The sequence below is a fragment of the Halomonas sp. THAF5a genome, from assembly GCF_009363755.1.
Lineage (GTDB): Bacteria > Pseudomonadota > Gammaproteobacteria > Pseudomonadales > Halomonadaceae > Halomonas.
Map to the genome: position 1 here is coordinate 1563252 of NZ_CP045417.1, position 26699 is coordinate 1589950.

Annotated in this window: 30 protein-coding genes; 21 read left to right on the forward strand and 9 right to left on the reverse strand. The window is 69.4% G+C overall.

Going from position 1 to position 26699, the window contains the following annotated elements; all coding sequences use genetic code 11:
* Positions 1-3 precede the first annotated feature (3 nt).
* The 12 genes from urtC (at position 4) to FIU83_RS07100 (ending at position 10461) form a co-directional block, all read left to right on the forward strand.
* Positions 4-1152 carry an urea ABC transporter permease subunit UrtC gene (gene urtC / locus FIU83_RS07045; RefSeq protein ID WP_152483394.1) on the forward strand — a complete coding sequence of 383 codons (1149 nt, stop codon included), beginning with the start codon at positions 4-6 and terminating at the stop codon, positions 1150-1152.
* Positions 1149-1994 carry an urea ABC transporter ATP-binding protein UrtD gene (urtD, locus tag FIU83_RS07050; RefSeq protein ID WP_152483395.1) on the forward strand — a complete coding sequence of 282 codons (846 nt, stop codon included), beginning with the start codon at positions 1149-1151 and terminating at the stop codon, positions 1992-1994. The genes urtC and urtD overlap by 4 nt, the downstream gene beginning before the upstream one ends.
* Positions 1994-2692 carry an urea ABC transporter ATP-binding subunit UrtE gene (urtE, locus tag FIU83_RS07055; protein ID WP_152483396.1) on the forward strand — a complete coding sequence of 233 codons (699 nt, stop codon included), beginning with the start codon at positions 1994-1996 and terminating at the stop codon, positions 2690-2692. Before urtD ends, urtE begins: the two co-directional genes overlap by 1 nt.
* 247 nt (positions 2693-2939) lie before the next feature.
* Positions 2940-3833: an urease accessory protein UreD gene (locus FIU83_RS07060; protein WP_152483397.1), complete on the forward strand. Its 894-nt coding sequence runs from the start codon at positions 2940-2942 to the stop codon at positions 3831-3833.
* Positions 3834-3858: 25 nt separating this feature from the next.
* Positions 3859-4161, forward strand: coding sequence for an urease subunit gamma (ureA, locus tag FIU83_RS07065; RefSeq protein ID WP_152483398.1), 303 nt, complete (start codon positions 3859-3861; stop codon positions 4159-4161).
* Positions 4162-4209: 48 nt separating this feature from the next.
* Entirely contained in the window at positions 4210-4542 is a 333-nt protein-coding gene (locus FIU83_RS07070; RefSeq protein WP_152483399.1) for an urease subunit beta, read from the forward strand.
* On the forward strand, positions 4539-6254 hold the full coding sequence (gene ureC, locus FIU83_RS07075) for an urease subunit alpha (protein WP_152483400.1): 1716 nt from the start codon (positions 4539-4541) through the stop codon (positions 6252-6254). The genes FIU83_RS07070 and ureC overlap by 4 nt, the downstream gene beginning before the upstream one ends.
* Before the next feature lie 173 nt (positions 6255-6427).
* Positions 6428-6964, forward strand: coding sequence for an urease accessory protein UreE (gene ureE, locus FIU83_RS07080; protein ID WP_152483401.1), 537 nt, complete (start codon positions 6428-6430; stop codon positions 6962-6964).
* Positions 6948-7676, forward strand: coding sequence for an urease accessory protein UreF (locus FIU83_RS07085; RefSeq protein ID WP_152483402.1), 729 nt, complete (start codon positions 6948-6950; stop codon positions 7674-7676). The genes ureE and FIU83_RS07085 overlap by 17 nt, the downstream gene beginning before the upstream one ends.
* Before the next feature lie 242 nt (positions 7677-7918).
* Positions 7919-8575, forward strand: a complete 657-nt coding sequence (gene ureG, locus FIU83_RS07090) for an urease accessory protein UreG (RefSeq protein ID WP_152483403.1) — start codon at positions 7919-7921, stop codon at positions 8573-8575.
* Between the two features lie 46 nt (positions 8576-8621).
* The gene (locus tag FIU83_RS07095; protein WP_152483404.1) at positions 8622-8840 is read left to right on the forward strand and encodes a hypothetical protein; all 219 of its coding nucleotides are present in this window, start codon (positions 8622-8624) and stop codon (positions 8838-8840) included.
* Positions 8841-9030: 190 nt separating this feature from the next.
* The gene (locus FIU83_RS07100; RefSeq protein ID WP_152483405.1) at positions 9031-10461 is read left to right on the forward strand and encodes a phospholipase D family protein; all 1431 of its coding nucleotides are present in this window, start codon (positions 9031-9033) and stop codon (positions 10459-10461) included.
* Between the two features lie 50 nt (positions 10462-10511).
* Here FIU83_RS07100 and FIU83_RS07105 read toward each other — a convergent pair whose 3' ends face one another.
* Positions 10512-11441: a YihY/virulence factor BrkB family protein gene (locus tag FIU83_RS07105; RefSeq protein ID WP_152483406.1), complete on the reverse strand. Its 930-nt coding sequence runs from the start codon at positions 11439-11441 to the stop codon at positions 10512-10514.
* Between the two features lie 112 nt (positions 11442-11553).
* Here FIU83_RS07105 and FIU83_RS07110 point away from each other — a divergent pair, with 112 nt between their 5' ends.
* The 6 genes from FIU83_RS07110 to dcd all read left to right on the forward strand — a co-directional run bounded on the left by FIU83_RS07110 (position 11554) and on the right by dcd (position 16391).
* Positions 11554-12108 carry a YqhA family protein gene (locus FIU83_RS07110; RefSeq protein WP_152483407.1) on the forward strand — a complete coding sequence of 185 codons (555 nt, stop codon included), beginning with the start codon at positions 11554-11556 and terminating at the stop codon, positions 12106-12108.
* Positions 12109-12223: 115 nt separating this feature from the next.
* The gene (locus tag FIU83_RS07115) at positions 12224-12898 is read left to right on the forward strand and encodes a hypothetical protein (RefSeq protein WP_152483408.1); all 675 of its coding nucleotides are present in this window, start codon (positions 12224-12226) and stop codon (positions 12896-12898) included.
* A gap of 78 nt (positions 12899-12976) precedes the next feature.
* Positions 12977-13390: an alternative ribosome rescue aminoacyl-tRNA hydrolase ArfB gene (gene arfB / locus FIU83_RS07120; protein ID WP_152483409.1), complete on the forward strand. Its 414-nt coding sequence runs from the start codon at positions 12977-12979 to the stop codon at positions 13388-13390.
* A 130-nt stretch (positions 13391-13520) separates the two neighbouring features.
* Positions 13521-14534, forward strand: a complete 1014-nt coding sequence (locus tag FIU83_RS07125) for a hypothetical protein (protein WP_152483410.1) — start codon at positions 13521-13523, stop codon at positions 14532-14534.
* 199 nt (positions 14535-14733) lie between these two features.
* Positions 14734-15537: an iron-sulfur cluster carrier protein ApbC gene (apbC, locus tag FIU83_RS07130; RefSeq protein WP_152483411.1), complete on the forward strand. Its 804-nt coding sequence runs from the start codon at positions 14734-14736 to the stop codon at positions 15535-15537.
* 287 nt (positions 15538-15824) lie between these two features.
* Positions 15825-16391 (forward strand): dCTP deaminase, encoded by a 567-nt coding sequence (gene dcd / locus FIU83_RS07135; RefSeq protein WP_108444517.1) that lies wholly within the window; start codon positions 15825-15827, stop codon positions 16389-16391.
* 227 nt (positions 16392-16618) lie between these two features.
* On the opposite strand, the gene purN is transcribed toward dcd, so the two are convergent.
* Positions 16619-17359, reverse strand: coding sequence for a phosphoribosylglycinamide formyltransferase (gene purN, locus FIU83_RS07140; RefSeq protein WP_152483412.1), 741 nt, complete (start codon positions 17357-17359; stop codon positions 16619-16621).
* Complete coding sequence (purM, locus tag FIU83_RS07145) at positions 17356-18429, reverse strand: phosphoribosylformylglycinamidine cyclo-ligase (RefSeq protein WP_152483413.1); 1074 nt, start codon at positions 18427-18429, stop codon at positions 17356-17358. Before purM ends, purN begins: the two co-directional genes overlap by 4 nt.
* Positions 18430-18565: 136 nt before the next feature.
* Between purM and FIU83_RS07150 the strand changes: the two genes are divergently transcribed.
* A complete protein-coding gene (locus tag FIU83_RS07150) occupies positions 18566-19645 on the forward strand; it encodes an AI-2E family transporter (protein WP_152483414.1) in 1080 nt (359 codons plus the stop codon).
* Positions 19642-20343: a DnaA regulatory inactivator Hda gene (hda, locus tag FIU83_RS07155; protein ID WP_152483415.1), complete on the forward strand. Its 702-nt coding sequence runs from the start codon at positions 19642-19644 to the stop codon at positions 20341-20343. Before FIU83_RS07150 ends, hda begins: the two co-directional genes overlap by 4 nt.
* A 10-nt stretch (positions 20344-20353) precedes the next feature.
* Here hda and FIU83_RS07160 read toward each other — a convergent pair whose 3' ends face one another.
* Together FIU83_RS07160 and FIU83_RS07165 are read right to left on the reverse strand one after the other, a co-directional pair.
* A complete protein-coding gene (locus tag FIU83_RS07160) occupies positions 20354-20908 on the reverse strand; it encodes a carboxypeptidase-like regulatory domain-containing protein (protein ID WP_152483416.1) in 555 nt (184 codons plus the stop codon).
* 142 nt (positions 20909-21050) lie between these two features.
* The gene (locus FIU83_RS07165; RefSeq protein WP_152483417.1) at positions 21051-21419 is read right to left on the reverse strand and encodes a phasin family protein; all 369 of its coding nucleotides are present in this window, start codon (positions 21417-21419) and stop codon (positions 21051-21053) included.
* 306 nt (positions 21420-21725) lie between these two features.
* On the opposite strand from FIU83_RS07165, the gene FIU83_RS07170 reads away from it, so the two are divergent.
* A complete protein-coding gene (locus tag FIU83_RS07170) occupies positions 21726-23105 on the forward strand; it encodes a lyase family protein (protein ID WP_152483418.1) in 1380 nt (459 codons plus the stop codon).
* A 3-nt stretch (positions 23106-23108) separates the two neighbouring features.
* On the opposite strand, the gene FIU83_RS07175 is transcribed toward FIU83_RS07170, so the two are convergent.
* The 4 genes from FIU83_RS07175 to phnC form a co-directional block, all read right to left on the reverse strand.
* Positions 23109-24173: an endonuclease/exonuclease/phosphatase family protein gene (locus FIU83_RS07175; protein ID WP_152483419.1), complete on the reverse strand. Its 1065-nt coding sequence runs from the start codon at positions 24171-24173 to the stop codon at positions 23109-23111.
* Positions 24174-24295: 122 nt separating this feature from the next.
* A complete protein-coding gene (gene phnE, locus FIU83_RS07180; protein ID WP_152483420.1) occupies positions 24296-25105 on the reverse strand; it encodes a phosphonate ABC transporter, permease protein PhnE in 810 nt (269 codons plus the stop codon).
* Entirely contained in the window at positions 25099-25914 is an 816-nt protein-coding gene (gene phnE / locus FIU83_RS07185) for a phosphonate ABC transporter, permease protein PhnE (protein WP_152483421.1), read from the reverse strand. Before phnE (FIU83_RS07185) ends, phnE (FIU83_RS07180) begins: the two co-directional genes overlap by 7 nt.
* Positions 25901-26698 (reverse strand): phosphonate ABC transporter ATP-binding protein, encoded by a 798-nt coding sequence (gene phnC / locus FIU83_RS07190; RefSeq protein ID WP_152483422.1) that lies wholly within the window; start codon positions 26696-26698, stop codon positions 25901-25903. The genes phnE (FIU83_RS07185) and phnC overlap by 14 nt, the downstream gene beginning before the upstream one ends.
* Position 26699: the final 1 nt, after the last annotated feature.

Consider the following 26699-nt stretch of genomic DNA (forward strand, 5'->3'; position numbering starts at 1 on the left):
TCCATGCATGCTTCCAGTTCGTGGCTCGGCCGGCCGTTCCGAGAACGCGCGACCCGGCGCTTCCTGGGCCTCCTGTTCGCCGCCCTGGCCGTCGTGACGCTGCTCCACCTGGCCCTGCCGGCGGGGCATCCGCTTCACGTCTCCACCTACACCATAACGCTGCTCGGCAAGTACCTGAGCTATGCGCTGCTGGCGGTGGCCGTGGACCTGGTATGGGGGTATCTGGGCATCCTGAGCCTCGGCCACGGTGCCTTCTTCGCCCTGGGCGGCTACGCCATGGGCATGTACCTGATGCGCCAGATCGGCGATCGCGGCGTCTATGGCGATCCGGTATTACCGGACTTCATGGTCTTCCTCGACTGGGAGGCGCTGCCCTGGTACTGGCTGGGCTTCGACATGGCCGGCTTCGCCTTCTTGATGGTGCTGCTGGCGCCGGGACTGCTGGCGCTGGTGTTCGGCTTCCTGGCCTTTCGCTCGCGGGTCACCGGGGTCTATCTCTCGATCATCACCCAGGCCCTGACCTTCGCCCTGATGCTCGCCTTCTTCCGCAACGAGATGGGCTTCGGCGGCAACAACGGCCTGACCGACTTCAAGGAGCTGCTGGGCTTCGACCTGAGAAGCGACGCCACCCGCCTGGGGCTCTTCCTGGCCACCGGCCTGGCGCTCGCCGCGGGCTATGTGCTGTGTCGGGCGATCGTCGCCAGCAAGCTCGGCCGGGTCTGCGTGGCGACCCGCGACGCCGAGGCGCGCACGCGCTTTCTCGGCTACCGGGTGGAGCGCTTCCAGCTCTTCGTCTTCGTCGTCTCGGCGATGCTGGCCGGGGTCGCGGGGGCCCTCTACGTGCCCCAGGTGGGCATCATCAATCCCGGCGAGTTCTCGCCGATCTTCTCCATCGAGATCGTGCTCTGGGTGGCGCTGGGCGGGCGAGGCACCCTCTACGGCGCGGTGATCGGGGCGCTGCTGGTCAACTACGCCAAGACGGTGTTCACCGGGGTGATGCCGGATGCCTGGCTTTTCGCCCTGGGCGGTCTGTTCGTGCTGGTCACGGTGCTGCTGCCCAAGGGCATCGCCGGGCTGCTGGCCTATCGCCGCCGCGCGTCGACACCCCCGCCATTCCCCGAACCCGCCCCGCCCAGGGAGGCCTCGGCATGACTCTTTTCACCTCGCTGGCCGATCGCGACCACGTCTTCGACTTCCTGGTGCCGGCCGCCTCGCCGGTGGACGTGCGCCACGGCCCGATCCTCTACCTGGAGGGCGTGACCGTCAGCTTCGACGGCTTCAAGGCGATCGACGCCCTCGACCTGACCATCGACGACGGCGAGCTGCGCTGCATCATCGGCCCCAACGGCGCCGGCAAGACCACCATGATGGACATCATCACCGGCAAGACCCGCCCCGACAGCGGCTCGGTCTGGTTCGGCAGCCGCCACGACCTGCTGGCCAAGAGCGAGCCCGAGATCGCGAGCCTCGGCATCGGGCGCAAGTTCCAGAAGCCCACGGTGTTCGAGGCCCTGACGGTGTTCGAGAACCTGGAGCTCGCCATGGCCGCCGACAAGCGCATCCTGCCCACGCTCACCGCGCGCCTGACCGGCGAGATCCGCGATCGCATCGAGGAGGTGCTCGCCACCGTCGGGCTCGTCGAGTGTCGCCAACGCCCGGCCGGCATCCTCTCCCACGGCCAGAAGCAGTGGCTGGAGATCGGCATGCTGCTGATGCAGCGTCCCCGGCTGCTGCTGGTCGACGAGCCGGTCGCCGGCATGACCGAGCAGGAGATGGAGCGCACCGCCGAGCTGCTCACCGGGCTCGCCGGCCGGGGCAGGCAGTCCGTGGTGGTGGTCGAGCACGACATGGGCTTCGTGCGCTCCATCGCCCGCACGGTCACGGTGCTGCACCAGGGCAGCGTGCTGGCGGAGGGCAGCATGGACCAGGTCGCCAGCGACCCCCGGGTCGTCGAGGTCTACCTTGGCGCCGACCCCGACGAGGAGGCCGCCTGATGCTCACGATCGCATCGCTTGACCAGTACTACGGCGAGAGCCACACCCTCTGGGACCTGGACCTCGAGGTGCCCGCCGGGCAGTGCACCTGCGTGATGGGCCGCAACGGAGTGGGCAAGACCACCCTGATGAAGGCGATCATGGGCGAGGTGGCGGTGGCCTCGGGCCGCATCCGCTTCGCCGACGACGTCGAGCTGACTCGGCGCCGGGTCGAGGACCGCTCGCGGCTGGGCATCGGCTACGTGCCCCAGGGGCGCCAGATCTTCCCGCTGCTTACCGTCGAGGAGAACCTGCGCACCGGTCTCGCGGCGCGCGGCGACGGGGCGAGGCGCATACCCGGGCGCGTCTATGAGCTCTTCCCGGTGCTCGAGGAGATGAAGCACCGCCGCGGGGGGGATCTCTCCGGCGGCCAGCAGCAGCAGCTGGCCATCGGCCGGGCGCTGGTGCTGGAGCCACGGCTGTTGATCCTCGACGAGCCGGGGGAGGGCATCCAGCCCAATATCGTCACCCAGATCGGCGAGGTGATCCGCCGGCTGATCCGCGAGGACGGCCTGACGGTGCTGCTGGTGGAGCAGAAGCTGCCCTTCGCCCACAAGTACGCCGACCGCTTCGCGATCATGGATCGCGGCCGGCCCGTGGCCCACGGCGAGATCGGCGACCTCTCCGAGGCGCTGATCCGGGAGCATCTGACGGTCTAGTCCTGGCCCTGCACCAGACCTGCACCAGATCCTGCACCAGGAGGGCGCGGCCGCCCTCGGCCCAATGCCGCTTCTGGTGCAGCCCCGCGTCTGGCTGCCCCTTTCTGGTGCGCCGCCGATGGCCCACTGCTCTCGCGTATACAATTTAACTGATTGAAATAAATGAACTAACCGCGTGTCTTGCCGTTCTGGTACAGCCTTTGCGAGAGACAAGGAAATCGCCACTTTCTCGACAGGGCGCATCGCCATGACGGCCATACCGACACTCACGCCGGCTTCGTCGGCACCGACCTCCGGGCATCGCTTCGATGCCGGTCGACACTGGGCGGCCTCGCTGGACCTGGCCTTCGCGCCTCGGGATGGCGTAACTCGCCTGACGCGCTGTCGCCATGTCGGGCCGTTGAGGGTGCAGCGCCCCTTCCACCCCGAGGGTCGACACGGTGCCTGCCACGCCTACCTGCTGCACCCGCCCGGGGGCCTGGTCAGCGGCGATGCCCTGTCCATTACCGCCCGGGTCGCCTCGGGCGCCCACGCGCTGCTGACGACCCCCGCCGCCAACAAGCTCTATCGCTCCGACAGCCACGGCGTCGCGTGGCGGCAGCATACCCGGCTGGAGGTCGCCGAGCGGGGCGTGCTCGAGTGGCTGCCCCAGGAGACCCTGGCCTTCGACGGCTCCCGGGGCGAGCAGGGCACCACCATCGCGCTGGGCGAGACGTCGCGCTGTCTCGGGTGGGAGGTGATGGCCCTGGGGCGCCCGGCGAGTCGGCTTCCCTTCCAGAGCGGCGTCATCGAGCAGCGCTTCCGCCTCACCCGCAACGGTCGCCCGCTGTGGATCGAGCGCCAACCCCTGGATCCCCGCCACCCGCGCTTCGTCGGTCGGTGGGGGCAGGGCGGGGCCAGCGTGCAGGCGACGCTCTGGGCGGTGGGACTCGAGGACGAGGCGGGCGCCGTGGAGGCGCTGCGCGAGGCCCTGCCGAGCGCCCCGTTCTGGGCGGTGACGGTGCGCCACGGCGTGCTGCTGCTGCGCTACCTGGGCGCGGAGCGCAACGCGGCCTGGGAGCTGTGTGGCCAGGCCTGGGCGATCCTGCGTCCCCGGCTGCTCGGCCTGCCGGCCCATACCCCCCGAATCTGGTTGACCTGATCGCCCCATACGATGGAGATGCCCCGTGGAACTGACCCCCAGAGACAAGGACAAGCTGCTGCTCTTCACCGCCGGCCTGCTGGCCGAACGGCGGCGTGCCCGCGGCCTCAAGCTCAACTATCCCGAGGCGATCGCGCTGATCAGCTGCGAGATCCTCGAGGGCGCCCGGGACGGGCGCAGCGTCGCGGAGCTGATGAGCCATGGCCGCGAGATCCTGACCCGCGACGACGTCATGGAGGGCGTCGCGGAGATGGTCGACGAGGTACAGGTCGAGGCCACCTTCCCGGACGGGACCAAGCTGGTCACCGTGCATACGCCCATCGTCTGAAGACGGGCTGCGCCCGTGCCGTTTTCGATATTACAGGAGGGAGTGCGGATGATTCCCGGTGAGTACCAGCTGCAGGACGGCGAGATCGAGCTCTGCCCGGGGCGCGAGCGGGTCACCGTCGAGGTCGCCAATACCGGCGACCGGCCGATCCAGGTCGGCTCTCACTATCACTTCGCCGAGGCCAATCCGGCCCTTGTCTTCGATCGCGAGCGCACCCGGGGCCTGCGGCTCGACGTGGCGGCCGGCACGGCGATCCGCTTCGAGCCCGGCCAGTCGCGAGAGGTGACGCTGATTCCCTTCGTCGGGGAGCGGCGTATCGTCGGTTTCCGGGGCGAGGTCATGGGCAGCCTCGATGCACCGGATCAGGGAGAACTGTCATGACCTCTCCCAACAAGATCGGCCGTCAGGCCTATGCCGACATGTACGGCCCCACGGTGGGTGACCGGGTGCGCCTCGGTGACACCGAGCTGTGGATCGAGGTCGAGCGCGACGCGACCTCCTACGGTGAGGAGGTCAAGTTCGGCGGCGGCAAGGTGATCCGCGATGGCATGGGCCAGAGCCAGCGCGCCGATGACGCGGTGATGGACACCGTGATCACCAATGCCCTGATCCTCGACTGGTGGGGCATCGTCAAGGCGGATGTGGGGCTCCAGGCCGGTCGCATCGCGGCCATCGGCAAGGCCGGCAACCCCGATACCCAGCCGGGGGTCGAGATCGTGATCGGCCCGGGCACCGAGGTGATCGCCGGCGAGGGCAAGATCCTCACCGCCGGTCATATCGACGCCCATATCCACTTCATCTGCCCCCAGCAGGTGGAGGAGGCGCTGGCCAGCGGCGTGACCACCATGCTCGGCGGCGGCACCGGCCCTGCCACCGGCTCCAACGCCACCACCTGCACGCCGGGTGCCTGGCACATCGCCAGGATGCTCCAGGCGATCGACACCCTGCCGATGAACATCGGCCTGCTGGGCAAGGGCAACGCCAGCCTGCCCGAGGCGCTTGAGGCCCAGCTCGAGGCCGGTGCCATGGGCCTCAAGCTGCATGAGGACTGGGGGACCACCCCGGCCTCCATCGATGCCTGCCTCGCCGTGGCCGAGCGCTACGACGTCCAGGTGGCGATCCATACCGACACCCTCAACGAGTCGGGCTTCGTCGAGGACACCCTAGCCGCCTTCAAGGAGCGCGGCATCCACACCTATCACACCGAGGGGGCCGGCGGCGGCCATGCGCCGGACATCCTCACCGCCTGTGCCAAGGCGTATGTTCTGCCGTCGTCGACCAACCCGACCCGGCCTTATACCGTTAACACCATCGACGAGCACCTCGACATGTTGATGGTGTGCCACCACCTCGACCCCAACATCCCCGAGGACGTGGCCTTCGCCGACTCACGCATCCGCCGCGAGACCATCGCGGCCGAGGACATCCTGCACGACCTGGGCGTGATCTCGATGATCGCCTCCGACTCCCAGGCCATGGGCCGGGTCGGCGAGGTGATCTGCCGCACCTGGCAGACCGCCCACAAGATGAAGGTGCAGCGTGGCCTGCTTCCCGAGGACGAGGCGCGGGGCGCCGATAACTTCCGCGCCAAGCGCTATATCGCGAAGACCACCATCAACCCGGCCATCACCCACGGCATCGGTCACGAGGTGGGCTCGGTGGAGGTCGGCAAGCTCGCCGACCTGGTGCTCTGGGACCCGGCCTTCTTCGGCGTCAAGCCGGCGCTGATCCTCAAGGGCGGCATGATCGCCATGGCGCCCATGGGAGATCCCAACGCCTCGATTCCCACCCCCCAGCCGGTGCACTACCGACCGATGTTCGGCGCCTTCGGTGGCGCGGTGAGCCAGACCCGCCTGACGTTCGTCAGCCAGGCCTCGCTGGACGCAGGCATCCAGGAGCGGCTCGGCCTGAAGAGCCCGCTCAGCGCCTGCCGGGACGTGCGCGGCGTGCGCAAGGCCGACATGAAGCTCAACGACGCCTGCCCCGAGCTCAGCGTCGACCCGCAGACCTACGAGGTGCGCTGCGACGGCGAGCTCCTGACCTGCGAGCCCGCCACCGAGCTGCCGCTCGCCCAGCGCTATCACTTGTTCTGAGCCGTAGCTGATGACCAACACTCAAGCGGCGCCGGGGGCAGGTCGGCGCGAGGGTCTTTTGCCAAGGATGGCAAAAGTAGCTTACAGGGAGGTATTCACAGCGCCCTCGCCATGGTCCGACACGTTGGGCCTGCCGCCGGAACAGCCGCGAATACCTTCCAGAGATGATGCCAATGCTGAGATTGATCGAACGCCTGGGGCCCATCGAGGCGAGCCGGGCGAGTGACACCCTGACGCTGCCCTTCGAGCAGCGCGTGCTGGGCCGGCTCAAGGCCGACAGCGATGCCGGGCGCGCCCTGGGCCTGTTCCTCGACCGCGGCCCGGTGCTGCGCGACGGCGAGGGGCTGCGCGCCGAGGGGGGCGAGGTGGTGCGCATCCGCGCCGCCGTGGAGCCGGTGGTGACCGCCCGGGTCGAGGCGGGTCTGCCCCTGGCGCGGCTCGCCTATCACCTGGGCAACCGCCACGTGCAGCTGGCGCTGGGCGAGGATGAAGAGGGCGGCTACGTCCGCTTCCCGCCGGATCACGTCCTCGAGGCCCTGGCCGAGCGCCTGGGCGCGCGGCTCGAGCACCACGACGCCCCCTTCGATCCCGAGCCGGGGGCCTATTCCCACACGGCGTCCCACATCCATGGCGAGTCCGCGGATGGCGAGGGCCATGAACATCATCATCACGGCCATGCCCATGACAATGCCCATGACCCTGCCCACTGAGGAGCCGACGACGGCGGGCCGGGACGATCTCGCGCTGCTGGGGCTGCTGCAGCTGGTCAGTCCCGCGCTGCCCATCGGCGCCTTCGCCTTCTCCCAGGGGCTCGAGAGCGCCTTCGAGCTGGGCTGGGTGACCGACGAGGCGAGCCTCGGCGACTGGCTCGAGGGCGTGCTCGAGGACGGCCTGACCCGCTGTGAGCTGCCGGCGCTGGTGCGCCTGGCCCGGGCCTGGCAGGCCGCGGACAGCGAGGCCGTCGCCGAGTGGGACGCCTGGCTCGCCGCTACCCGAGAGACCGCCGAGCTCGCCGCCGAGGATCGCCGTCTGGGCGCCGCCCTGGTGCGCCTGCTGGGAAGCCTTGCGCTGCTGCCCGGTGGCGCCACCAGTACCACCGGCGAGGCCCCGGCGCTGCCCGGCGAGCCCGGCTACGTGACCGTCTTCGCCTGGGCGGCCCACGTGCGCGGCGTGCCGGTGCGTCAGGCGATGCTGGGCTTCGCCTGGGCCTGGCTGGAAAACCAGCTGGCGGTGGCCTGCAAGGCCCTGCCGCTTGGCCATACCGCGGCCCAGCGGCTGGTGGAGCGGCTGCGCCCGGCGCTGGTGGCGGCGGTGGACGAGGCCCTGACGCTCGAGGACGACGCCCTCGGGCCGGTGCTGCCGGGCCTGGCGCTGGCCAGCGCCCTGCACGAGACCCAATATTCACGACTGTTCAGAAGTTAGCGCCAAATAAGGCCGGGCGATCACTGGCGAATCCATCTCGCGCGGCCGCTGGCATCCCGGCCGAAGCGACGCGGTCGATCTTCAGGGAAGAAGATCGAGGAAAGCCGGCACAGGGAGGTGCTGTCTTTCCGACCGCGGGAGTCCGGCCGGGATGCCAGGGTTTCGGGCGTGTGGCGTGGTGAGTCCAGTGAGCCGCCCGTGCCGACAAGATAACGACTAAAGAGTGCAAGAGGAAAAACGACATGACCCATTGCCTGCGTATTGGCGTCGGCGGCCCGGTAGGCTCCGGCAAGACGGCCCTGCTCAAGCAGCTCTGCCGCGCGCTGCGCGACCACTACGACATCGCCGTGGTGACCAACGACATCTACACCCGCGAGGATGCCGATTTCCTGCTCAAGCACGAGGCGCTGCCGGCGGACCGGATCCTGGGCGTGGAGACCGGCGGCTGCCCGCACACGGCGATCCGCGAGGACGCCTCCATGAACCTCGCGGCCATCGACGAGCTGCAGGCGCGCCATCCGGGCCTCGAGCTGGTGCTGGTGGAGTCAGGGGGCGACAACCTGTCGGCCACCTTCAGCCCGGAGCTTTCCGATCTGACCCTCTACGTCATCGACGTCTCCGCCGGCGACAAGATCCCGCGCAAGGGCGGGCCCGGTATCACCAAGTCGGATCTGTTGATCATCAACAAGATCGATATCGCCGAACAGGTTCACGCCTCCCTGGCGGTCATGGAGCGCGACTCGCGCACGATGCGCGGTGAGCGCCCCTTCGTCTTCGCCAACCTCTACGACGGCATCGGCCTGGAGGAGATCATCGCCTTCATCCTCGACCGCGGCATGCTGCCCGAGCGGCGCTCCAGCGTCGCGGCACCGAGCGGGCAGGACGCTGCCCGCGCCTGACCCCCATTCACTTGCCACTGACCCGCCACTCCCTGGAGACCCGTCCATGATCTTGCGCATTTCCCGCCCCCTTGTCGCCCTTTCCGCGAGCCTGCTCGCGTCCCCGCTGGCCCTGGCCCACTCGGGCCATGGCGCCCCCGACGTCCATGCCCACACCGGCAGCCCGGCGATGCTGGCGGTACTGGCGATCAGTGCCCTGGGGCTCGCCGCCCTGGTGCCCCTGGCGCGCCTGGTGCGACGTCGCCGGCGATACCGCCAGGGCTGAACAGCGCCTCTCGCCCTCTGCTGCGCCCGGCCCTGGCCGGGCGTCGTGCGTTATCGGCGGCCGCTCGCTATGCTGGCGGACCGTCCTCCCGTTGTCGGCAGGGCGGGTGAGGGTGCCAGGCGGGAGGACGGCGCCCGGGAAACCGCGAGGGGGAGACGCAGTGACAGACCTAGGGAGAGGGAGGCGCCGCATGTGGCCCTGGCTCGTGACGGCGCTGCTGGTGGCCTGGCTGGTCATGGGTGCCTGGCAGCGCTACAAGCCGCTGCCGGAGGGGCTGGGTCAGGCCTTTCCGGCGCGCTCCGCGGAGGGGGTGCGTTTTCTCGCCGACGAGACCTGGTATTCCCCGTCCGGCGAGCGACATGCCCGACGCCGGATCTTCGACGAGGTCATGGCGCTGATCGGTCAGGCCGAGCGCCTGGTGGTGCTGGACATGTTCCTGTTCAACGACTTCGCCGGCGCCGCCGATGGCCAGGACTTCCGGCCGCTGTCGGCGGAGCTCACCCAGGCCCTGATCGAGCGCAAGGCCGAGCGTCCGAGGCTCGAGGCCGTGGTCATCACCGACCCGCTCAATACCCTCTACGGCGGCCTCGAGCCGGCACACCTCGAGCGGTTGCGCGCGGCCGGCATCCGGGTGGTGGTGACGGATCTGACGCGACTGCGCGCCTCCAACCCGCTCTGGTCGGGGGCCTGGCACCTGGGGCCGCGCTGGCTCGGGAATCATCACCAGGCTGGCTGGCTGCCCAATCCCCTGGGCCCGGGGCAGGTGTCGCTGCGCAGCTACCTGACCCTGCTCAACTTCAACGCCAACCATCGCAAGACCCTGGTCGTCGATCGGGGCGATGACTGGGCGGGGCTGGTCACCTCGGCCAATCCCCACGATGCCAGCAGTCGGCACGGCAACGTGGCGCTGCGCTTCGAGGGGGCGGCCGCGCTGGACCTGCTGGCCTCGGAGCGTCCCGTGGCGAGCTGGTCGGGGGTGCGCCTGCCGGGGCCCGTGGCACTGGCCGCCCCGCCGGCCCCGGTCGAGGGGGCGAGGCTGCAGGTGCTCACCGAGGGCGGTATCCGCGCGGCGTTGCTGGCGGCCATCGAGGCCAGTGAGCCGGGCGACCGGCTGGATATCGCCGTCTTCTACCTGTCGCACCGGGCGCTGATCGAGGCCCTGGTGGCGGCCCAGCGGCGCGGCGTGGCGCTGCGGGTCCTGCTCGACCCCAATCGCGATGCCTTCGGGATCGAGAAGGGCGGCATCCCCAATCGCCCGGTGGCGCGGGAGCTACATGCCGCCGGGGTGCCGGTGCGCTGGTGCGCCACCGAGGGCGAGCAGTGCCACAGCAAGCTGCTGCTGCGTCGACCCGCCGCGGCGGAGGGCGAGGCCGAGCTGATCCTGGGCTCGGCCAACTTCACGCGGCGCAACCTCGATGACCTGAACCTGGAGACCAGCGTGCGTCTGGTGGGGCCCGCCGAGACCCCGGCCCTGCACGACGCGGCGGCCTTCTTTTCGCGTCGCTGGCATTCGACCCCGCAGCGGATCACCAGCGAGCCCTTCGCGGCCCATGATGACGCCTCGGCCTGGCAGCGGTGGCGCTATCGGATCATGGAGGCCACCGGGCTCTCCACCTTCTGAGCCGGGTGCTCGTCGAGTCGTCTCGGTTGCTGCCCACGCCGGCGAGGGCGTCAGTCGACGTGGGTCACCGCCTGGCGGCGCGGATCGATGTACCAGGCGAGGCCGAGGCGGGCGTTGCGCTCCAGTTCGGCGATCACCTGGGCCCCGAGCAGCAGGATGATGGCCCCCACCTCCAGGCTCAGCAGCACCACGACCAGGGTCGCCAGGGAGCCGTAGACCGCGTTGACCAGCGAGAGGTTGGCGAAGTAGAAGACCAGCAGAAAGCGCACGCCCTCCCACAGCAGGGCGGCGACGAAGCCGCCCACCACCGCCCGGCGAAGAGCGATCCTCACCACCGGCAGCACCTTGTAGATGGCGCTGAACAGCAGGAAGACGCCAAGGAAGCTGGTCAGGTTGAGCATCGGCTCGGAGAGCCCGGCCAGCGGCAGGTCACGTTCGAACAGCGTCAGCCAGAGCGCATTCATCGAGCTGGCGAGGCTGACCAGCAGGGTCAGGGCGAGCAGGCCCGCCCCGAGCACCAGCATGAAGGCGTAGGGCAGTGCCACCGAGACCAGGACGTGGCGATGGGGGTGGTGGGTGTCGGGGGCGTGGAAGATGATCGCCAGGGCATCCTCGAGCATGCGAAAGGCGAAGGAGCTGAACAGCAGCAGCACCGGGAAGCCCAGGATGCCGATCACGTCGCGGGAGTCGAGCAGGGTGCGCACGGCGTCGAGCAGCACCTCCGCGTGGGCGGGGGCCAAGTGGCGCGCCTGGATCGAGAGGACCTCGAGCAGGTGCTGCTGGTCCACCACGCCGGCCAGCAGCACGACCATCAGCGCGAACAGCGGCACGATCGAGAGCAGGATGTTATAGCCGACCCCGCCGGCCAGCAGGATGCCGCGGTTGCGCAGGAAGGCGCACAGCACCCGCCACAGGAACGCCAGCGTCAGCGGCAGCAGGGCGAGGAACGACTGTCGAGGGGCTTCGCGGGGAGACGTCATCGGGGCTGCCGTGCCAGTATGCCTGGGTCATCATAGGCGTATCCTGCTCGCCCGGGTCAACTGTTCGGCGGCGGTCGCCTCGGCCGCCCCCGTCATCGAGGAGACACACGTCATGGAATCGTCACACCGCCCCGATCCCCGTCCCGCGAGGCGTCGCGGCCAGCTCGAGCGACGCTTCGAGGCCTTCCTGTGGCACTCGCGCCTGATGGTGCTGATGGCCGTGATCCCCGCGCTGCTGGGGGCGCTGGCGCTGTTCGTCATCGCCAGCCTGGACGTGCTCTCGGTCCTCGTCGATACCTGGCGGCACTACCTCGGCGGCGGCGACGACATTCACAAGACCGTGGTCACCGACATCATCGTGGCCGTGGACATCTATCTGATCGCCCTGGTGCTGATGATCTTCGCGCTGGGGGTCTACAAGCTCTTCGTCTCGCGCATCGAGCCCGCCGAGCAACGCGGCACCCATCATCCCTTCGACGTCGGCTCCCTCGACCAGCTCAAGGACAAGATCGCCCGGGTGGTGATCCTCGCCGTGATCATCGAGTTCTTCCGCGCCGTGGTCGGCATCAGCTTCGACACCCCGCTGGATGCCATCTATCTCGCGCTCTCGGTGCTGGCGCTGGCGCTGGCGCTCTACCTGATGGCGCTGGCGCACAAGCAGGAGTGACGCCGGCGCGGAGCGCCCCGGGCCGACGGCGTGGCAAGTCGTCGGCGGCCCGCGCATAATGCGCGCTTTCGGCGCCGTTCCGGCGGCCGAGCCATTCCCGTGACAGCGAGACAGCATGGCCAAATTCGAAGAGATCGGCATCGCCAGCATTCCCGGCCAGGGCACCCAGCTGCGCCTGCTCCAGCGCCACGACGAGTTCTCCATCCGCATCGTCGGCGCGCCCGGCGACCTGATGAACACGCGTCTGCACGGCTCAGAGGACGCCCTGGGGGAGCTCGCCTGCCGGGGTATCGCCGATCGCCCTGGGGCGCGCGTGCTGGTCGGCGGTCTCGGCATGGGGTTTACCCTGGCCGCCGCCCTGGCGGCGCTCGGTGAGGATGCCGAGGTCGTCGTCGCCGAGCTCGTGCCCGGCGTCGTGGAGTGGAATCGCGGCCCGCTCGGGGCGGCCGCCGGTCGCCCCCTCGACGATCCCCGGGCCCGGGTCAGCCTGGGCGACGTGGGCGAGCTGCTGCGCGCCGAGCCCGGCGGCTTCGACGCCATCATGCTCGACGTGGACAACGGGCCCGAGGGGCTGACGCGCCGTGAGAACGACTGGCTCTACTCCCCCCAGGGGCTCGCCGCGGCCCGGCGGGCGCTTCGCCCCGACGGGGTGCTGGCGATCTGGTCGGCGGGGCCGGATCCGGCCTTCACCGAGCGGCTGCGCCGGCTCGGCCTGCGGGTCGAGGAGGTCACCGTGCGTGCCCACCGCCCCGGCAAGGGCGCGAAGCACCGGATCTGGCTGGCCAGGTGATCGCCCCTCACGTCCGGCGTCGATGGCGCCGCCGCCCAGTTCCCCGACCTCCCATTCACCCAGGCACAGGCAGACAGCATGCTGGAACTCTCTCGACAGGTGACCCTTCCCGACCACGAGATCGAGATGCAGGCGGTGCGCGCCCAGGGCGCCGGTGGCCAGAACGTCAACAAGGTCGCCACGGCGATCCACCTGCGCTTCGATATCCGCGCCTCCAGCCTGCCCGAGGGCTTCAAGGAGAAGCTGCTGGCGCTGGGCGACCAGCGCATCACCCGCGACGGTGTGGTGATCATCAAGGCACAGAACCACCGCACCCAGGAGCGCAATCGCAGCGAGGCCCTGGCGCGGCTCAAGGCGCTGATCAAGAGCGTGATGTACGCCCCGAAGAAGCGCGTCGCCACCCGCCCCAGCAAGGTCGCCAAGCAGCGCCGCCTGGACAGCAAGAAGAAGCGCGGCCGGCACAAGGCCCTGCGTGGCAAGGTCGAGCCCTGAGGGGGAGGGGACGGGTGGCGACCCCTCGCCGGACGTGTATGCTGGAAGACGAGACCACGATGGCCGGCCAATCCCGGCCGGTGACCGACACCCAACCATGCAGGGGGACTCGCCGATGGCGGACACGTCGATGAGTGAGCTGTTCAAGGACAATCGCGTCAAGGGCCTCACGGCCGTGGCGGTGGTGGCGTTGATCTGGGCGCTGATCGCCCAGTCGAGCGCCAGCTCCAGCAACGAGGCCCTGGAGTCGACGCGCGAGCAACTCGATACCGTGCAGGCCGAGAACTCGTCGCTGACCGAGCGCGTCGAGACGCTGCAGAGCGAGGCCGGTAATATCGATGAGCTCGAGGCACGCCGTGCCGAGCTGGATCAGGAGCGCCAGGCCGCCGAGGCCGAGCTGGAGGGCGTGCGCACCGAGATCGAGGAGGCCCAGACCGACCTCGAGGTGGCGCAGGCCTCCGTGACATCCGCCGAGGCCGACCTGGAGGAGCGTCAGGCGGCGCTGGCCACCGCCAAGGAGGAGCTGGCGTCCACCGAAGCGGCGCGTCGCGAGGCCGTCGAGGCCCGCGACGAGGCCCAGGCCTCTCGCCAGGAGGCCGAGGAGGCGCGTCAGGCCGCCGAGCAGGCCCGCCAGGAAGCCGAAGAGGCCCGCCAGCAGGCCGAGCAGGAGCGCAGCGAGGCGGTCACCGCCCGTGACGAGGCCCTGGCGCGACTCGATGAGCTCCAGCAGCAGATCGCCGCGTCCGAGCAGCGCCAGGCGGAGGTCGACGAGGCGCTGTCGAGCCTCGAGCAGGAGCGCGACGCCCTCGAGCAGGAGATCGCCGAGCTCGAGACGAGCCGCAGCGAGGCCGCCGAGGCCCTCGAGGCGACCCGGGGCGAGCTGGACGAGGCCCGCTCGAGCGTCGAGCAGGCCCGCGAGACCTTCAAGGATCTCGAGGTCGGGATCAAGGTCGGCCGCGAGGAAGTGGCCGAGCTCGACGCCCAGGTGGCCGAGCGTCAATCCAAGCTCGAGCGCCTGGACGGACAGCTCGAGACCTGGCGCAGCGAGCTGGAGGAGCTGGAGCAGGGCGTTCAGCCGGCGGGTGCCGAGGCCGACGAGGCGTCCGCGGCGGCGCCGACGGCCGAGGAGGCCAGCAGCGACTGACCGTCGGGACGCCATGTCCTGTCCCGTCCAACGGCGAGCCTTTGGCTCGCCGTTTTCGTTGTGGGGGCTGATGGGCAGCGGCGAGGGGCGAGGACGCCCATCATCGGCGGCCGGGCATTGCATGGCGGGGCGACCCGGCGGGTATACTGGCCGCTCATGCCGCTTGCGTGGCAACCCCCAACTGCAGAAGGAGCGATCCGTGATCGAAGGGGTCAAGCATATCGTCGCCGTGGCATCCGGCAAGGGAGGCGTGGGCAAGTCCACCGTCACCGTCAACCTGGCGCTGGCCATGGCCGCCGAGGGCTATCGAGTCGGCGTCCTGGATGCCGATATCTACGGGCCCAGCCAGGCCCAGATGCTCGGGGTGGGCGAGGGCGTGCGTCCCCAGTCCGCGGGCGAGAACCGCTTCCGGCCGCTCGAGGCCCACGGCATCCAGGCCATGTCCATGGCCTTCCTGGCCGATGTCCGCGAGCCCATGGTGTGGCGTGGGCCGATGGTGGCCGGGGCCTTCCAGCAGATGCTCACCCAGACGGCCTGGGACGACCTGGACTACCTGTTCATCGACATGCCGCCGGGCACCGGCGACATCCAGCTGACCCTGGCCCAGAAGGTGCCGGTGGACGGCGCGGTGATCGTGACCACGCCCCAGGACATCGCCCTGCTCGACGCGCGCAAGGGCATCGAGATGTTCCGCAAGGTCAACGTGCCGGTGCTCGGCGTGGTGGAGAACATGAGCCTGCACACCTGCTCCCAATGCGGCCACAGCGAGCCGATCTTCGGCGCGGGCGGCGGGGAGCGCATCGCCGATGAGTACGAGACGCGCGTGCTCGGCCGGCTGCCGCTGAGCCTGGCGATCCGTGAGCAGGTCGATGGCGGCCGCCCCACCGTGGTGGCCGAGCCGGAGAGCGAGGTGACCGCCACCTTCCGCGGCATGTCCCGCCAGGTGGCCGAACAGGTCGAGGGTCAGGCGCCCGACGGACCGGAGATCTCCTTCGGCGAGTGACATGCGGGGCTACTCAGGTTATGGATAGCGCAGGACGCCGGGGACAAGCCAAAAAGGAGGTCCTACGCCATGGATGGCGTCGGAAGCGCCCAGGGACGGGTTCACAGCGCCTCCTTGACGGCTTGTCGCCGGCTGGTCTTGAAGCTTGGAGGTATCGGGAAACGCCATGGGAGAGAGGGCTACTCCCGTGACCTTCCCGCCCGGGGCCGCTATGATGTGGCCCCGGTTTTTCTGGCGCCGTGGTTTCCCACGGCGCTTTTTCCACCAGACAGCTTCAGGACGTGTCGATGAGCATCAAATCCGACAAGTGGATCCGCCGCATGGCCGAGCAGGAAGGCATGATCGAGCCCTTCGAGGCCGACCAGGTGCGCTACGTGAACGAGCGGCGAGTGATCTCCTACGGGACGTCCAGCTATGGCTACGATGTGCGCTGTGCCGACGAGTTCAAGGTCTTCACCAACATCCACTCGGCGGTGGTGGACCCCAAGGGCTTCGACGAGAAGAGCTTCGTCGACATCAAGGGCGACGTCTGCGTGATCCCCCCCAACTCCTTCGCTCTGGCGCGCACCGTGGAGTACTTCCGCATCCCGCGCAGCGTGCTGACCATCTGCCTGGGCAAGTCCACCTACGCGCGCTGCGGCATCATCGTCAACGTGACGCCGCTGGAGCCGGAGTGGGAGGGGCACGTGACCCTGGAGTTCTCCAACACCACCAACCTGCCGGCGCGCATCTATGCCAACGAGGGCGTGGCGCAGATGCTGTTCCTGGAGTCCGACGAGGTCTGCGAGACCTCCTACAAGGACCGCGGCGGCAAGTACATGGGGCAGAGGGGCGTGACCCTGCCGCGCACCTGAGAAAGCGCCGATTTGCTGCTGCGCTTGCCATCCTGGACGCCGGCGGTGCTCGGAATCCTCATGTAGCAGGCTACACTCCGGTTCCTGCGCTCCGGCGGCGCCCAGCCTGCCATCGCTCGCTGCGCAAATCGCCGGCTTTCTTGAGTTTGCGATAAACCCTCGTAAACAAGACAGCCCCGCCGGATGCCGGCGGGGCTGTCTCGTGTCTAGCAGACTCGAGGAAGAATCTACTTCTCGACGTCCTCGTCGAGCTCCTCGGCGGCGTCGGCGTGGGAGAGGCGCATGCCGGTGGGCGGCAGCGCGACGCCGTCCATGGCCGCCGCCTCGCTCTTGAGCTGCAGGCGCCCCTCGAGGAACCAGCGCACCGCGATCGGGTAGATCAGGTGCTCCCTGGCCTGGACCTTGGCCTGCAGACTCTCCTCGGTCTCGTCCGGGGCTACGGACACGACGGCCTGCAGGGCCACCGGGCCGCCGTCGAGCTCCTCGGTGACGAAGTGGATGCTGCATCCGTGCTCGGTGACGCCGTCGGCCAGGGCCCGGGCATGGGTGTGCAGCCCGGTGTAGGCGGGCAGCAGCGAGGGGTGGATATTGAGCATCCGGCCCAGGAAGCGGTTGACGAAGCGCGGCGTGAGGATGCGCATGAAGCCGGCCAGCACGATCAGGTCGGGCTCGTGGCGCTCGATCACCTTGATCAGCGCGCCGTCGTAGGCCTCACGGCTGTCGTACTCGCGATGGGGCAGGGCGACGGCATCGATGCCGGCGTCCCGGGCGCGCTTCAGGCCGTAGGCGTCCGGCTGGTTGGAGATCACCGCGACGATCTCGCCGCCCAGCTCGTCGTGCGCCTGGGCGTCGATCAGCGCCTGGAGGTTGCTGCCGCTGCCGGAGATCAGCACCACCACCCGCCGCGCCTCGCTGGGCTCGGGGGTGAAGGCGTTCAGGGTGTCGCTGGGGTAGTCGGTCCCGCTCATGCCTCGAGGTTCTCCAGCTGGACCGGCTCGTCACCCTCGCCCCGGGCGGTGATCACCCCGATGCGGTGGACGGTCTCGCCCTGGGCCTGCAGGTGGGCGCGAGCCTGGTCGGCCTTCTCCGCCGGCACCACGATCACCATGCCGATGCCGCAGTTGAGCACCCGGTGCATCTCGTGCTCGTCGACGTTGCCCTGCTCCTTGAGCCAGTCGAAGATCGCCGGGCGGGTCCAGCTCGCCACATCGATGCGCGCGCCCAGGCTCTCGGGCAGCACGCGGGGGATGTTCTCGGTCAGGCCGCCACCGGTGATGTGCGACAGCGCGTGCACCGGGACGTCGGTCTCCTTGAGCAGCGACAGCAGCGGCTTGACGTAGATCTTGGTGGGCGCGAGCAGCGCCTCGCCCAGGGGCTTGCCGTCGACGGCGGTGTCCAGGGCCGCGCCGGAGACCTCGAGGATCTTGCGGATCAGCGAGTAGCCGTTGGAGTGGGGGCCGGAGGAGGCCAGGCCCAGCAGCACGTCGCCTTCGCCGACCTGGCTGCCGTCGAGGATCTCGGACTTCTCCACCACGCCCACGCAGAAGCCGGCGAGGTCGTAGTCGCTGCCCTCGTACATGCCGGGCATCTCGGCGGTCTCGCCGCCCACCAGAGCGCAGCCCGCCTGCTCGCAGCCCTCGCCGATGCCGGTCACCACGTCGGCGGCGATATCCACGTCGAGCTTGCCCGTGGCATAGTAGTCGAGGAAGAGCAGCGGCTCCGCGCCGGCCACGACCAGGTCGTTGACGCACATCGCCACCAGGTCGATGCCGATGGTGTCATGGCGGCCGATGTCCATGGCCAGGCGCAGCTTGGTGCCGACGCCGTCGGTGCCGGAGACCAGCACCGGCTCCTGGTAGCCCTTGGGCAGCTCGCACAGGGCGCCGAAACCGCCCAGCCCGCCCATGACCTCGGGGCGGGTGGTGCGTTTGGCGACGCCCTTGATGCGGTCGACCAGGGCATTGCCGGCATCGATGTCGACGCCGGCGTCCTTGTAGCTGAGCGAGGTCCCGGTCGGGCGGTTGGTGGAATCGGTCATGACGCTTCCTGTATGAGAATGGCGGTCGCGGGGCCTGTCGCAGGGCGAGGCGCGACGGTCGGGTTCGGGGAAGGGATTGTAGCATCACGGCGCGCGGCTGGCAGCCTGACGGCCGCGCCGAGACAGGGAGGAGGCGATGCGCAGACAGTGGTGGGTAGTGGCGGCGTGCACGGCGCTGGCGCTGTGGTTCCTGATCAGCATCGAGCCGGTGCTGATGCCGTTCTTCGTCAGCATGATCCTGGCCTACCTGGGCGATCCGCTGACCGATCGACTGGAAGACAGGGGGCTCTCCCGGCGCCTGGCGGTGTCGCTGGTGTTCCTGCTGCTGAGCCTGATCATCGTGCTCGTGCTGCTGGTGGTGGTGCCGATCTTCGGTCGGCAGCTCGGCCAGGTCATCGATTCGCTGCCCGCGGTCCTCAACTGGGTGCAGCAGAGCGTGGTGCCGCGGGTGCAGGCGCTGACCGGCCTGGACCTCTCCACCGACATCGACCAGATGCGCACGGCCTTCGTCGACAACTGGAAGGAGACCGGCACCTTCGCCGCCAGCCTGCTGGCTCAGGTCTCTCGCTCGGGGCTGGCGGTGGCGGCCTGGATCGCCAACCTGGCGCTGATCCCGGTGGTGACCTTCTACCTGCTGCTCGACTGGGACATCCTGGTCGGCAAGGTACGGGCCTCGCTGCCGCGCCGCTGGGAGCCCGCGGCGGTCCGCCTGGCCGGCGAGTGCGACGAGGTGCTCTCCGCCTTCCTGCGCGGCCAGCTGATCGTCATGCTCTGCCTGGGGGTGATCTATGCCGTGGGGCTGACACTGCTCGGCGTGCGTTTCGGCCTGCTGATCGGGCTGCTCGCGGGGCTGGCCAGCATCGTGCCCTATCTCGGCGTGATCGTCGGCATCTCGGTGGCCGGGGTGGTGGCCTTCTTCCAGTTCGGCGATTTCCTGATCCTGCTCGGCGTTGGCGCGGTGTTCGGCTTCGGCCAGCTGGTCGAGAGCGTGGTGCTGCAGCCCAAGCTACTCGGCGACAAGATCGGCCTGCACCCGGTGGCGGTGATCTTCGCCGTGCTGGCGGGGGGGCAGCTGTTCGGTTTCACCGGGGTGCTGCTGGCGCTGCCGGTGGCCGCGATGCTGATGGTGGTGTTGCGTTATCTCCACGATCACTATAAAAACAGTACCTTGTATGATGCCGGTCGTTCACGCACCCACGACGAGGAGTCGCCATGAGTCGAGCACCCGCGCAGTTGCCACTGGGCGTGGGGCTTCGCGACGACGCCACCTTCGCCAACTTTCACCCCGGGCCCAACGCGACCCTGGTCGACCGGCTGGTGCACCAGCTCGACGATGACGGCGAGCCCTTCCTTTATGTGTGGGGCGCCGCGGGCACCGGCCGCAGCCATCTGCTGCAGGCCGCCTGCCATGCCGCCTCCGACCGCGACGGCCGGGCGCTCTATCTGCCGCTGGCGGAGCTCGGCCACTTCCCGCCGCTGATGCTCGAGGAGATCGAGCGGCTGGACCTGGTGGCCATCGACGACCTCGAGCGGGTCGTCGGGCGCAAGCGCTGGGAGGAGGCGCTCTTCCACGCCTTCAACCGCCTGCGCGACGCCGGCAAGCGGCTGGTGATCGCCGCCGAGGCGCCGCCGCGGCAGCTGCCGGTGGAGCTGCCCGACCTGGCCTCGCGCCTCACCTGGGGCATGACCTTCCACCTGCAGGGGCTCGACGACCCCGGCCGCCTGGCGGCGCTGCAGCTGCGCGCCAAGGGGCGCGGCATGCAGCTGCCCGACGAGGTGGCGCGTTACATCCTGCACCGCGGGCCGCGTCGCCTGGACGCGTTCTTCGCGACCCTGGAGACCCTGGATCGCGCCTCGCTCTCCGCCCAGCGCAAGCTGACCATTCCCTTCGTCAAGCAGGCGCTGGGCTGGTAGGCCGCCGCGACTAGCGGCTCAGCTCGAGCCGTCGCGTCTGCCCGTTGCCCAGGCTGACCTGCTGGATGATCACCCGGGGCTCGCCGCTGGCGGGATCCCGGGCGCTGCTCGACACGTAGAACTCCCCGGCCGGCAGGCCATCGAGCCGGAAGCGGCCGTCGGCGTCGGTGCGGGCGGTGTGGGTGTAGGCCCTCGCCCGGGGATCGGCGGGCTCCACGGCGCGTCCGGCCAGGGCCTGTTCCGCGGCCTCGGCGGAGTAGGTGGTCACCGGCGCCACCGCCACCGGGCGGTCGGCGATCGGCCGTCCGCCTATCGTCAGGCGACCGACGATCGCGGCGCTGCCGCGCTTGTCGAGCGCGGCGTACTCGTCGGCGGGGAAGGGCACCCGGCGGGCGACGCGTCCGTCGCTGGCGGGACGCTCGGCACGCTCGGTCTCGCCGGGCGCCTGCCCGCCGCGCTCGATCACCTCGACGCGCTCGCTCTGCCCGCCGGGAAAGCGCGGCTCGATGATCTGGCACCCGGCCAGGGTCAGCCCCAGCAGGGCGAGGGGGATGGCGCGTTTCATGGTCGCTCTCCGGCAGTGGTGAAGGGGATGGCCTAAGCGGAGAGCATAACGCAAACGGGCCGCCGATCATCGATCGGCGGCCCGTGTCGGTTGACCCGCTGGGCGGGTCAGGCCGGTGTCGGCAGGTTGGCTGCCATCAGGCTCACTTGGCGGCCTTGGTGGCCGTGTCGGTGGCCTGCTTGACGCTCTCTTCGGTCAGCTTCTGGCTCTGCTGGACGAAGTCCTGCTGCAGGGAGACGACCTTCTCGGCGTCGCCCTTGAAGCGCTCGGTCAGGTCCTTGGCGACCTTCTGCTGGCCTTCCATGTAGGACTTCAGGCCCTCGGCGTCCTTGACGTTCATCAGGCTGCGCAGCTGGGCCAGGCCGGTGTCGGTGTAGGCCTTGCCGGCGTCGAGCTGGGCGTTGACCAGCTTCTCGGTGTAGTCCACGGAGAGCGCGGCGTAGGCGCGGGCCGGGCCGAAGAACAGGGATTCGAACTGCTCGGTGATCTGCTTGGTGTCGAAGTTTTGCATCGTGATTCCCTCCCAGGGATTTCGGATCGTTTCGAAGGCCGTGGCGGGGTGCCGATGCCTTCTCGCTGGGTCAGTACTGCGGGTGAGTACCACCTCTGTTGCAATGCACAATAGCAGAGAGCTTTGTGCACTGCAACATGCGGAACATCGGTTTGTGCGCACGGCGAGGGGGGGGCGGCCGCGTCCCGCCGGTCAAGCCTGCGGGGAGGCGGGGCCTTGCACCCCGCCGAGGCCGCCACCATGGTGGTAGAGAGACACGATGACGGACCGCACCGGCCCGCACCCACGACAGAGCAGGAGGGAAGCATGAGCGACCATCGTATCGAGCGGGACAGCATGGGCGAGCTGGCGGTGCCCAAAGAGGCCCTCTACGGGGCCCAGACCCAGCGGGCGGTCGATAACTTTCCCGTTTCCGGCCAGCCCATGCCGACGGCCTTCATCCATGCCATCGCCCGCATCAAGCTGGCGGCGGCGCGGGTCAACCGGGAGCTTGGGCTGCTGGACGACGCCCGCGCCCGGGAGATCGTCGCCGCCGCCGAGGCGGTGCTCGCCGGGCATCTCGACGACCAGTTTCCGGTGGACGTCTTCCAGACCGGCTCGGGGACCTCGAGCAACATGAACGTCAACGAGGTGATCGCCCGGCGCGCCAGCCGCGACGGGGTGAACGTCGGCGCCAATGATCACGTCAACATGGGGCAGTCGAGCAACGACGTGATCCCGACCGCGATCCACCTCTCGGCGGCGCTGGCCGTGACCACGGAGCTGCGTCCGGCCCTCGAGCACCTGCGCGCGACCCTCGATACCCGGGCCGCCGAGCTCGACGACGTCGTCAAGACCGGGCGCACGCACCTGATGGATGCCATGCCGCTGCGCATGAGCCAGGAGCTGGGGGGCTGGTCGAGCCAGGTGGGCCAGGCCATCGAGCGGCTCGACAGCGCCCTGGTCCGGCTCTGTCGCCTCGCCCAGGGGGGCACGGCGGTGGGCACCGGCATCAACGCCCACCCGGAGTTCGCCGAGCGCATGGCCCGGGACCTCAGCGAGCAGACGGGGCTCTCGTTCTCGCCCAACGACAGCTTCTTCGCGAGCCTCGCCTCCCAGGACGCCGCGGTGGAGCTTTCCGGGCAGCTCAAGGGGCTGGCCTGCGTGATCATGAAGATCGCCAACGACCTGCGCTGGATGAACTCCGGCCCCCTGGCCGGGCTCGGCGAGATCGAGCTCGAGGCCCTTCAGCCCGGCAGCTCGATCATGCCGGGCAAGGTCAACCCGGTGATTCCCGAGTCCGCCGCCCAGGCGGCCGCCCAGGTGATCGGTCTCGACACGGCGATCACGGTGGCGGGCCAGAGCGGCAACTTCCAGCTCAACGTCATGCTGCCGCTGGTGGCCAGCAACCTGCTGACCTCCATCACCCTGATGACCAACACCAGCCGGCTGCTGGCCGACCGGGCCATCGCCACCTTCAAGGTGCGCCACGATCATCTCGAGGGGCCGCTGTCGCGCAATCCCATCCTGGTCACGGCGCTCAATTCGGTGATCGGCTACGACGCCGCGGCGGCGATCGCCAAGCAGGCCTACCAGGCGGGTCGGCCGATCATCGAGGTGGCCGAGGAGCAGACCGAGCTGTCGCGCGGCGAGCTCGAGAGGCTGCTCGACCCCGCCGCCCTGACCCGGGGCGGGGTGCCGGAATAACGCTCACTCCTGCTGATCGCGTGCCCGGCCCTCCTCGATGGTGGTCCGGGCATCGCGGTGCTCCTCCCCGTCGGCCTCGGGCGTCTCGTGTTCGTCGGCGCGTGTGGGGCGATAGCAGAGGGTCGCCAGCATCGGGAAGTGGTCGGAGCCGATGTGGGGCAGGCGGCGCATGGCCTTGAGGGTGAAATGCTCGGTCGTGAAGACATGGTCCAGCGGCCAGCGCAGCAGCGGATAGTCGGCATGGAAGGTGCTGAACATGCCGCGTCCCCGGCGCGGGTCCAGCATGCCGCTGACCCGGCAGAAGAGCCGCGTGGTGCGTGACCAGGCCACATCGTTGAGGTCGCCGGCCACCAGGGTGGGCTCGGGATGCGCGTGAATCGCCTTGCCCACCAACAAGAGCTCCGCATCGCGCCACAGCGACTCCTCGCCCTCGCCGGGGGCCGGCGGGCGCGGATGCAGGGCGCGCAGGCGGATCACATCGCCGCTGGGCAGCTTGACGCCGGTATGGATCGAGGGAATGTCATCCTGGATCAACCACTTGACCTCGGGGTCGATCAGCGGCAGGCGCGAATAGAGGTGCATGCCGTAGAGGTTGTCCAGCGGCACCCGTACCGCATGGGGCCACGCGCTGGCCAGGGCGGCATCGAGCTGCGCCTGCCACCAGCCATCGGATTCCAGGGTCAGCACCAGGTCGGGGCGGTGCGTGTGGATCAGGTCGACCAGCGTCTCGGCGTGGCGGTTGGGCGTCAGCACGTTGGCGATCAGCAGCGTCAGGCAGCGCGCTTCCTGACCGGGCTCGGCACGCTTGACCTGGCGGGGCCAGAACGGCGTCCAGGGCAGGATGCGAGTCGCCTGCAGGCCGAGCGCGGCGAGGCCCAGGGCGAGGCTGACCCACGACCAGGGTGGGGCGGTCAGCGGCGCCAGGCCCGCGACCAGGGCCGCCAGCGCGGCGAGCTGCAGTCGCGGGAACTCGCAGCTGCGTACGGGCCACCAGGTCAGCGGCAGTCGGGGCAGCAGGGTGGTCGCCAGCAGCAGGGCGGCGATAACCGTCAGCAGGATGGAGAGCACGAACTGTTCTCCCTATGTGGGCTCCCTGTGAGCGCTCGAAGCAGCGCCTATGAGTTCCCTATCGAAGGGGCGGGCGCCGAGAGACGCCCATCCCCACGATAACGGCCGTGCCTCCCCCGCGGCTAGAGCACCTTGCGGCGCAAGAGGCCGGTCACCGCCTCGCCGACCAGCACCAGGGCGATGATGGCGATCAGGATGGTCGCCACGGTGGGCCAGGCGAAGGTGTCGATTGAGCCCTGCAGGATCACCCCGATGCCGCCGGCGCCCACCAGCCCCAGCACCGTCGACTCGCGGATATTGATGTCCCAGCGCAGGATGACGATGGCGAAGAACGCCGGCATCACCTGGGGCACCACCGCGTAGGCGATCACCTTGGCCTTGGAGGCGCCGGTGGCCTCCATGGCCTCCACCGGCCGCCGGTCGATCTCCTCGATCGCCTCGCCCATCAGCTTGCCGATGAAGCCCACCGAGCGGAACATGATGGCGAGTATCCCCGCCAGCACCCCGGGGCCGAAGATCGCCACGAACAGCAGCGCCCAGATGATGGTGTTCACCGAGCGGCTGGAGACCAGGATGAAGCGCCCCAGCCACAGGCAGGCGCGGTTCGGCGTGGTGTTCTGGGCGGCGATGTAGGAGACCGGCAGGGCGATGAAGATCGTCAGCATCGTCGCCAGGGTGGCGATGTGCACCGTCTCGATCATCGCATCGACGATCTCGCCGAGCCGCGTCGGGTCCGGCGGCCACATGCGCGCTCCGAGGCTCGAGATCTGGTTGGGCGCGTCCCACACCCAGGGCCAGAAGATGTCGATGTCGCTGACGGCCCAGACCACCACCATCAGGGTCACCAGCATCACGCCGAAGCGGATCAGCTGCTCCTTGGGGTTGTGCCGTCGCCAGACGCGATCGGCCAAGAGGTCGGCGTCGTCTACCATATCTTCTTCCTTACCCAGCCGCTGACGCCTTCGCTGGCCAGGATCACCGCGATGATCACCAGCAGGATGGCGAAGGCGAAGTCATAGTCGTAGCGCCCGAAGGCGTTCATCAGGGTGCTGCCGATGCCCCCGGCGCCGACGATGCCGACCACCGCGGAGGCTCGCAGGTTGCTGTCGAGCTGATACATGGAGAGGCCCACCTGGCGGGGCAGGATCTGCGGGAAGACGGCGTAGAAGAGCGTTGCCAGGTAGCCGGCCCCGGTGGAGCGCATCGCCTCCACCTGCCCCCAGTCGATCTCCTCGATCTCCTCGGCGAGCAGCTTGCCCACGAAGCCGATGGAGTAGAGGGTCAGCGTCAGGATCCCGGCCAGCGGGCCGAAGCCCACCGCCGCGACGAACAGGATGGCGACGATCACCGGGTGGAAGCTGCGCGAGACGATGATCACCGCGCGGCCCAGCAGGTAGACCGGCAGCGGGGCGACGTTGCGGGCCGCCATCACCGCGAAGGGCACCGAGAGCAGCACGCCGAGCAGGGTCGCCAGGATGGCGATCTGCAGGCTCTCGGTGAAGCCGGTCAGCAGCAGGTCGACGCGCGACAGGCTAGGCGGGAAGCCGCCGCCGAAGATGCGCGCCGCCCGGGGTAGCCCCTCGCTGATGCGCTCCCAGTTGAAGGGCAGGCTGCCGAAGGCCCATACCAGGTAGGCGGCCAGCACCACCAGCAGGCCGTAGCGCACCAGCGGGTTGGCGATGAAGGGCGGCTTTTTCCAGGTACGCGGGTTGGTGAATGCCTCGCGGTCAGGACTGGCCATCGCGCACCTCCTGTGCAGGGGGCGGGGCGAGTTCGTCCTCCGGTGCCTCGATGCCGCCGTAGATGGCATCCAGGGCCGCCTTGTCGAAGTTCGCGGGAGCGCCGTCGAAGATCATGGTGCCGTGGCGCAGCCCGACGATGCGGTCGGTGTAGGTCCGGGCCTGGGCCACGTTGTGGATGTTGATCAGCACCGGTAGCGAGAGCTCGCTCGCCAGGCTCTGCAGCAGCACCATGATCTGCTCGGAGGTGCGCGGGTCGAGCGAGGCCGTGGGCTCGTCGGCGAGCAGCACCTCGGGCTCCTGCATCAGCGCCCGCACCACGCCCACGCGCTGGCGCTCGCCGCCGGAGAGCTCGTCGGCGCGCTTGTTGGCGTAGTGGGCGATGCCCACGCGTTCCATCAGCACGAAGGCGCGCTCGATGTCCGCGGCCGGGTAGCGGCGGGTGATGGCCTGGAACAGGTTGACGTAGCCGAGCCGCCCGGCCAGCACGTTCTCCATCACGGTGAGCCGGTCGATCAGGTTGAAGCCCTGGAAGACCATGCCGATCTTGCGCCTGGCGCGGCGCAGCTCGCCGTGGCGCAGCGTGACGAGCTCGGTGCCGTTGAGCTTGATCGAGCCCGAGGTCGGCTCCACCAGGCGGTTGATACAGCGCAGCATGGTGCTCTTGCCGGCGCCGGAGGCGCCCACGATGGAGACCACACTGTTGCCTTCCACGGTCAGGTCGAGCCCCTTGAGGACCGGCTCGTCGCGGCCGTAGCGCTTGATCAGGTTCGATATCTCTAGCATG

Excerpts from the sequence above, each read along its gene's own strand:
- purN (WP_152483412.1), bottom strand. The coding sequence starts at position 17,359 with ATGAGCGGGACCGACTACCCCAGCGACACCCTGAACGCCTTCACCCCC.
- FIU83_RS07160 (WP_152483416.1), bottom strand. The coding sequence starts at position 20,908 with ATGAAACGCGCCATCCCCCTCGCCCTGCTGGGGCTGACCCTGGCCGGG.
- phnE (WP_152483420.1), bottom strand. The coding sequence starts at position 25,105 with ATGGTAGACGACGCCGACCTCTTGGCCGATCGCGTCTGGCGACGGCAC.
- FIU83_RS07165 (WP_152483417.1), bottom strand. The coding sequence starts at position 21,419 with ATGCAAAACTTCGACACCAAGCAGATCACCGAGCAGTTCGAATCCCTG.
- ureG (WP_152483403.1), top strand. The coding sequence starts at position 7,919 with ATGACCCATTGCCTGCGTATTGGCGTCGGCGGCCCGGTAGGCTCCGGC.
- FIU83_RS07170 (WP_152483418.1), top strand. The coding sequence starts at position 21,726 with ATGAGCGACCATCGTATCGAGCGGGACAGCATGGGCGAGCTGGCGGTG.
- urtC (WP_152483394.1), top strand. The coding sequence starts at position 4 with ATGCATGCTTCCAGTTCGTGGCTCGGCCGGCCGTTCCGAGAACGCGCG.
- FIU83_RS07125 (WP_152483410.1), top strand. The coding sequence starts at position 13,521 with ATGAGTGAGCTGTTCAAGGACAATCGCGTCAAGGGCCTCACGGCCGTG.
- ureE (WP_152483401.1), top strand. The coding sequence starts at position 6,428 with ATGCTGAGATTGATCGAACGCCTGGGGCCCATCGAGGCGAGCCGGGCG.
- phnC (WP_152483422.1), bottom strand. The coding sequence starts at position 26,698 with ATGCTAGAGATATCGAACCTGATCAAGCGCTACGGCCGCGACGAGCCG.
- FIU83_RS07150 (WP_152483414.1), top strand. The coding sequence starts at position 18,566 with ATGCGCAGACAGTGGTGGGTAGTGGCGGCGTGCACGGCGCTGGCGCTG.
- urtE (WP_152483396.1), top strand. The coding sequence starts at position 1,994 with ATGCTCACGATCGCATCGCTTGACCAGTACTACGGCGAGAGCCACACC.
- FIU83_RS07115 (WP_152483408.1), top strand. The coding sequence starts at position 12,224 with ATGGCCAAATTCGAAGAGATCGGCATCGCCAGCATTCCCGGCCAGGGC.
- FIU83_RS07110 (WP_152483407.1), top strand. The coding sequence starts at position 11,554 with ATGGAATCGTCACACCGCCCCGATCCCCGTCCCGCGAGGCGTCGCGGC.
- arfB (WP_152483409.1), top strand. The coding sequence starts at position 12,977 with ATGCTGGAACTCTCTCGACAGGTGACCCTTCCCGACCACGAGATCGAG.
- FIU83_RS07070 (WP_152483399.1), top strand. The coding sequence starts at position 4,210 with ATGATTCCCGGTGAGTACCAGCTGCAGGACGGCGAGATCGAGCTCTGC.
- FIU83_RS07095 (WP_152483404.1), top strand. The coding sequence starts at position 8,622 with ATGATCTTGCGCATTTCCCGCCCCCTTGTCGCCCTTTCCGCGAGCCTG.
- FIU83_RS07085 (WP_152483402.1), top strand. The coding sequence starts at position 6,948 with ATGACCCTGCCCACTGAGGAGCCGACGACGGCGGGCCGGGACGATCTC.
- dcd (WP_108444517.1), top strand. The coding sequence starts at position 15,825 with ATGAGCATCAAATCCGACAAGTGGATCCGCCGCATGGCCGAGCAGGAA.
- FIU83_RS07060 (WP_152483397.1), top strand. The coding sequence starts at position 2,940 with ATGACGGCCATACCGACACTCACGCCGGCTTCGTCGGCACCGACCTCC.
- FIU83_RS07100 (WP_152483405.1), top strand. The coding sequence starts at position 9,031 with ATGTGGCCCTGGCTCGTGACGGCGCTGCTGGTGGCCTGGCTGGTCATG.
- ureC (WP_152483400.1), top strand. The coding sequence starts at position 4,539 with ATGACCTCTCCCAACAAGATCGGCCGTCAGGCCTATGCCGACATGTAC.
- phnE (WP_152483421.1), bottom strand. The coding sequence starts at position 25,914 with ATGGCCAGTCCTGACCGCGAGGCATTCACCAACCCGCGTACCTGGAAA.
- FIU83_RS07105 (WP_152483406.1), bottom strand. The coding sequence starts at position 11,441 with ATGACGTCTCCCCGCGAAGCCCCTCGACAGTCGTTCCTCGCCCTGCTG.
- urtD (WP_152483395.1), top strand. The coding sequence starts at position 1,149 with ATGACTCTTTTCACCTCGCTGGCCGATCGCGACCACGTCTTCGACTTC.
- purM (WP_152483413.1), bottom strand. The coding sequence starts at position 18,429 with ATGACCGATTCCACCAACCGCCCGACCGGGACCTCGCTCAGCTACAAG.
- hda (WP_152483415.1), top strand. The coding sequence starts at position 19,642 with ATGAGTCGAGCACCCGCGCAGTTGCCACTGGGCGTGGGGCTTCGCGAC.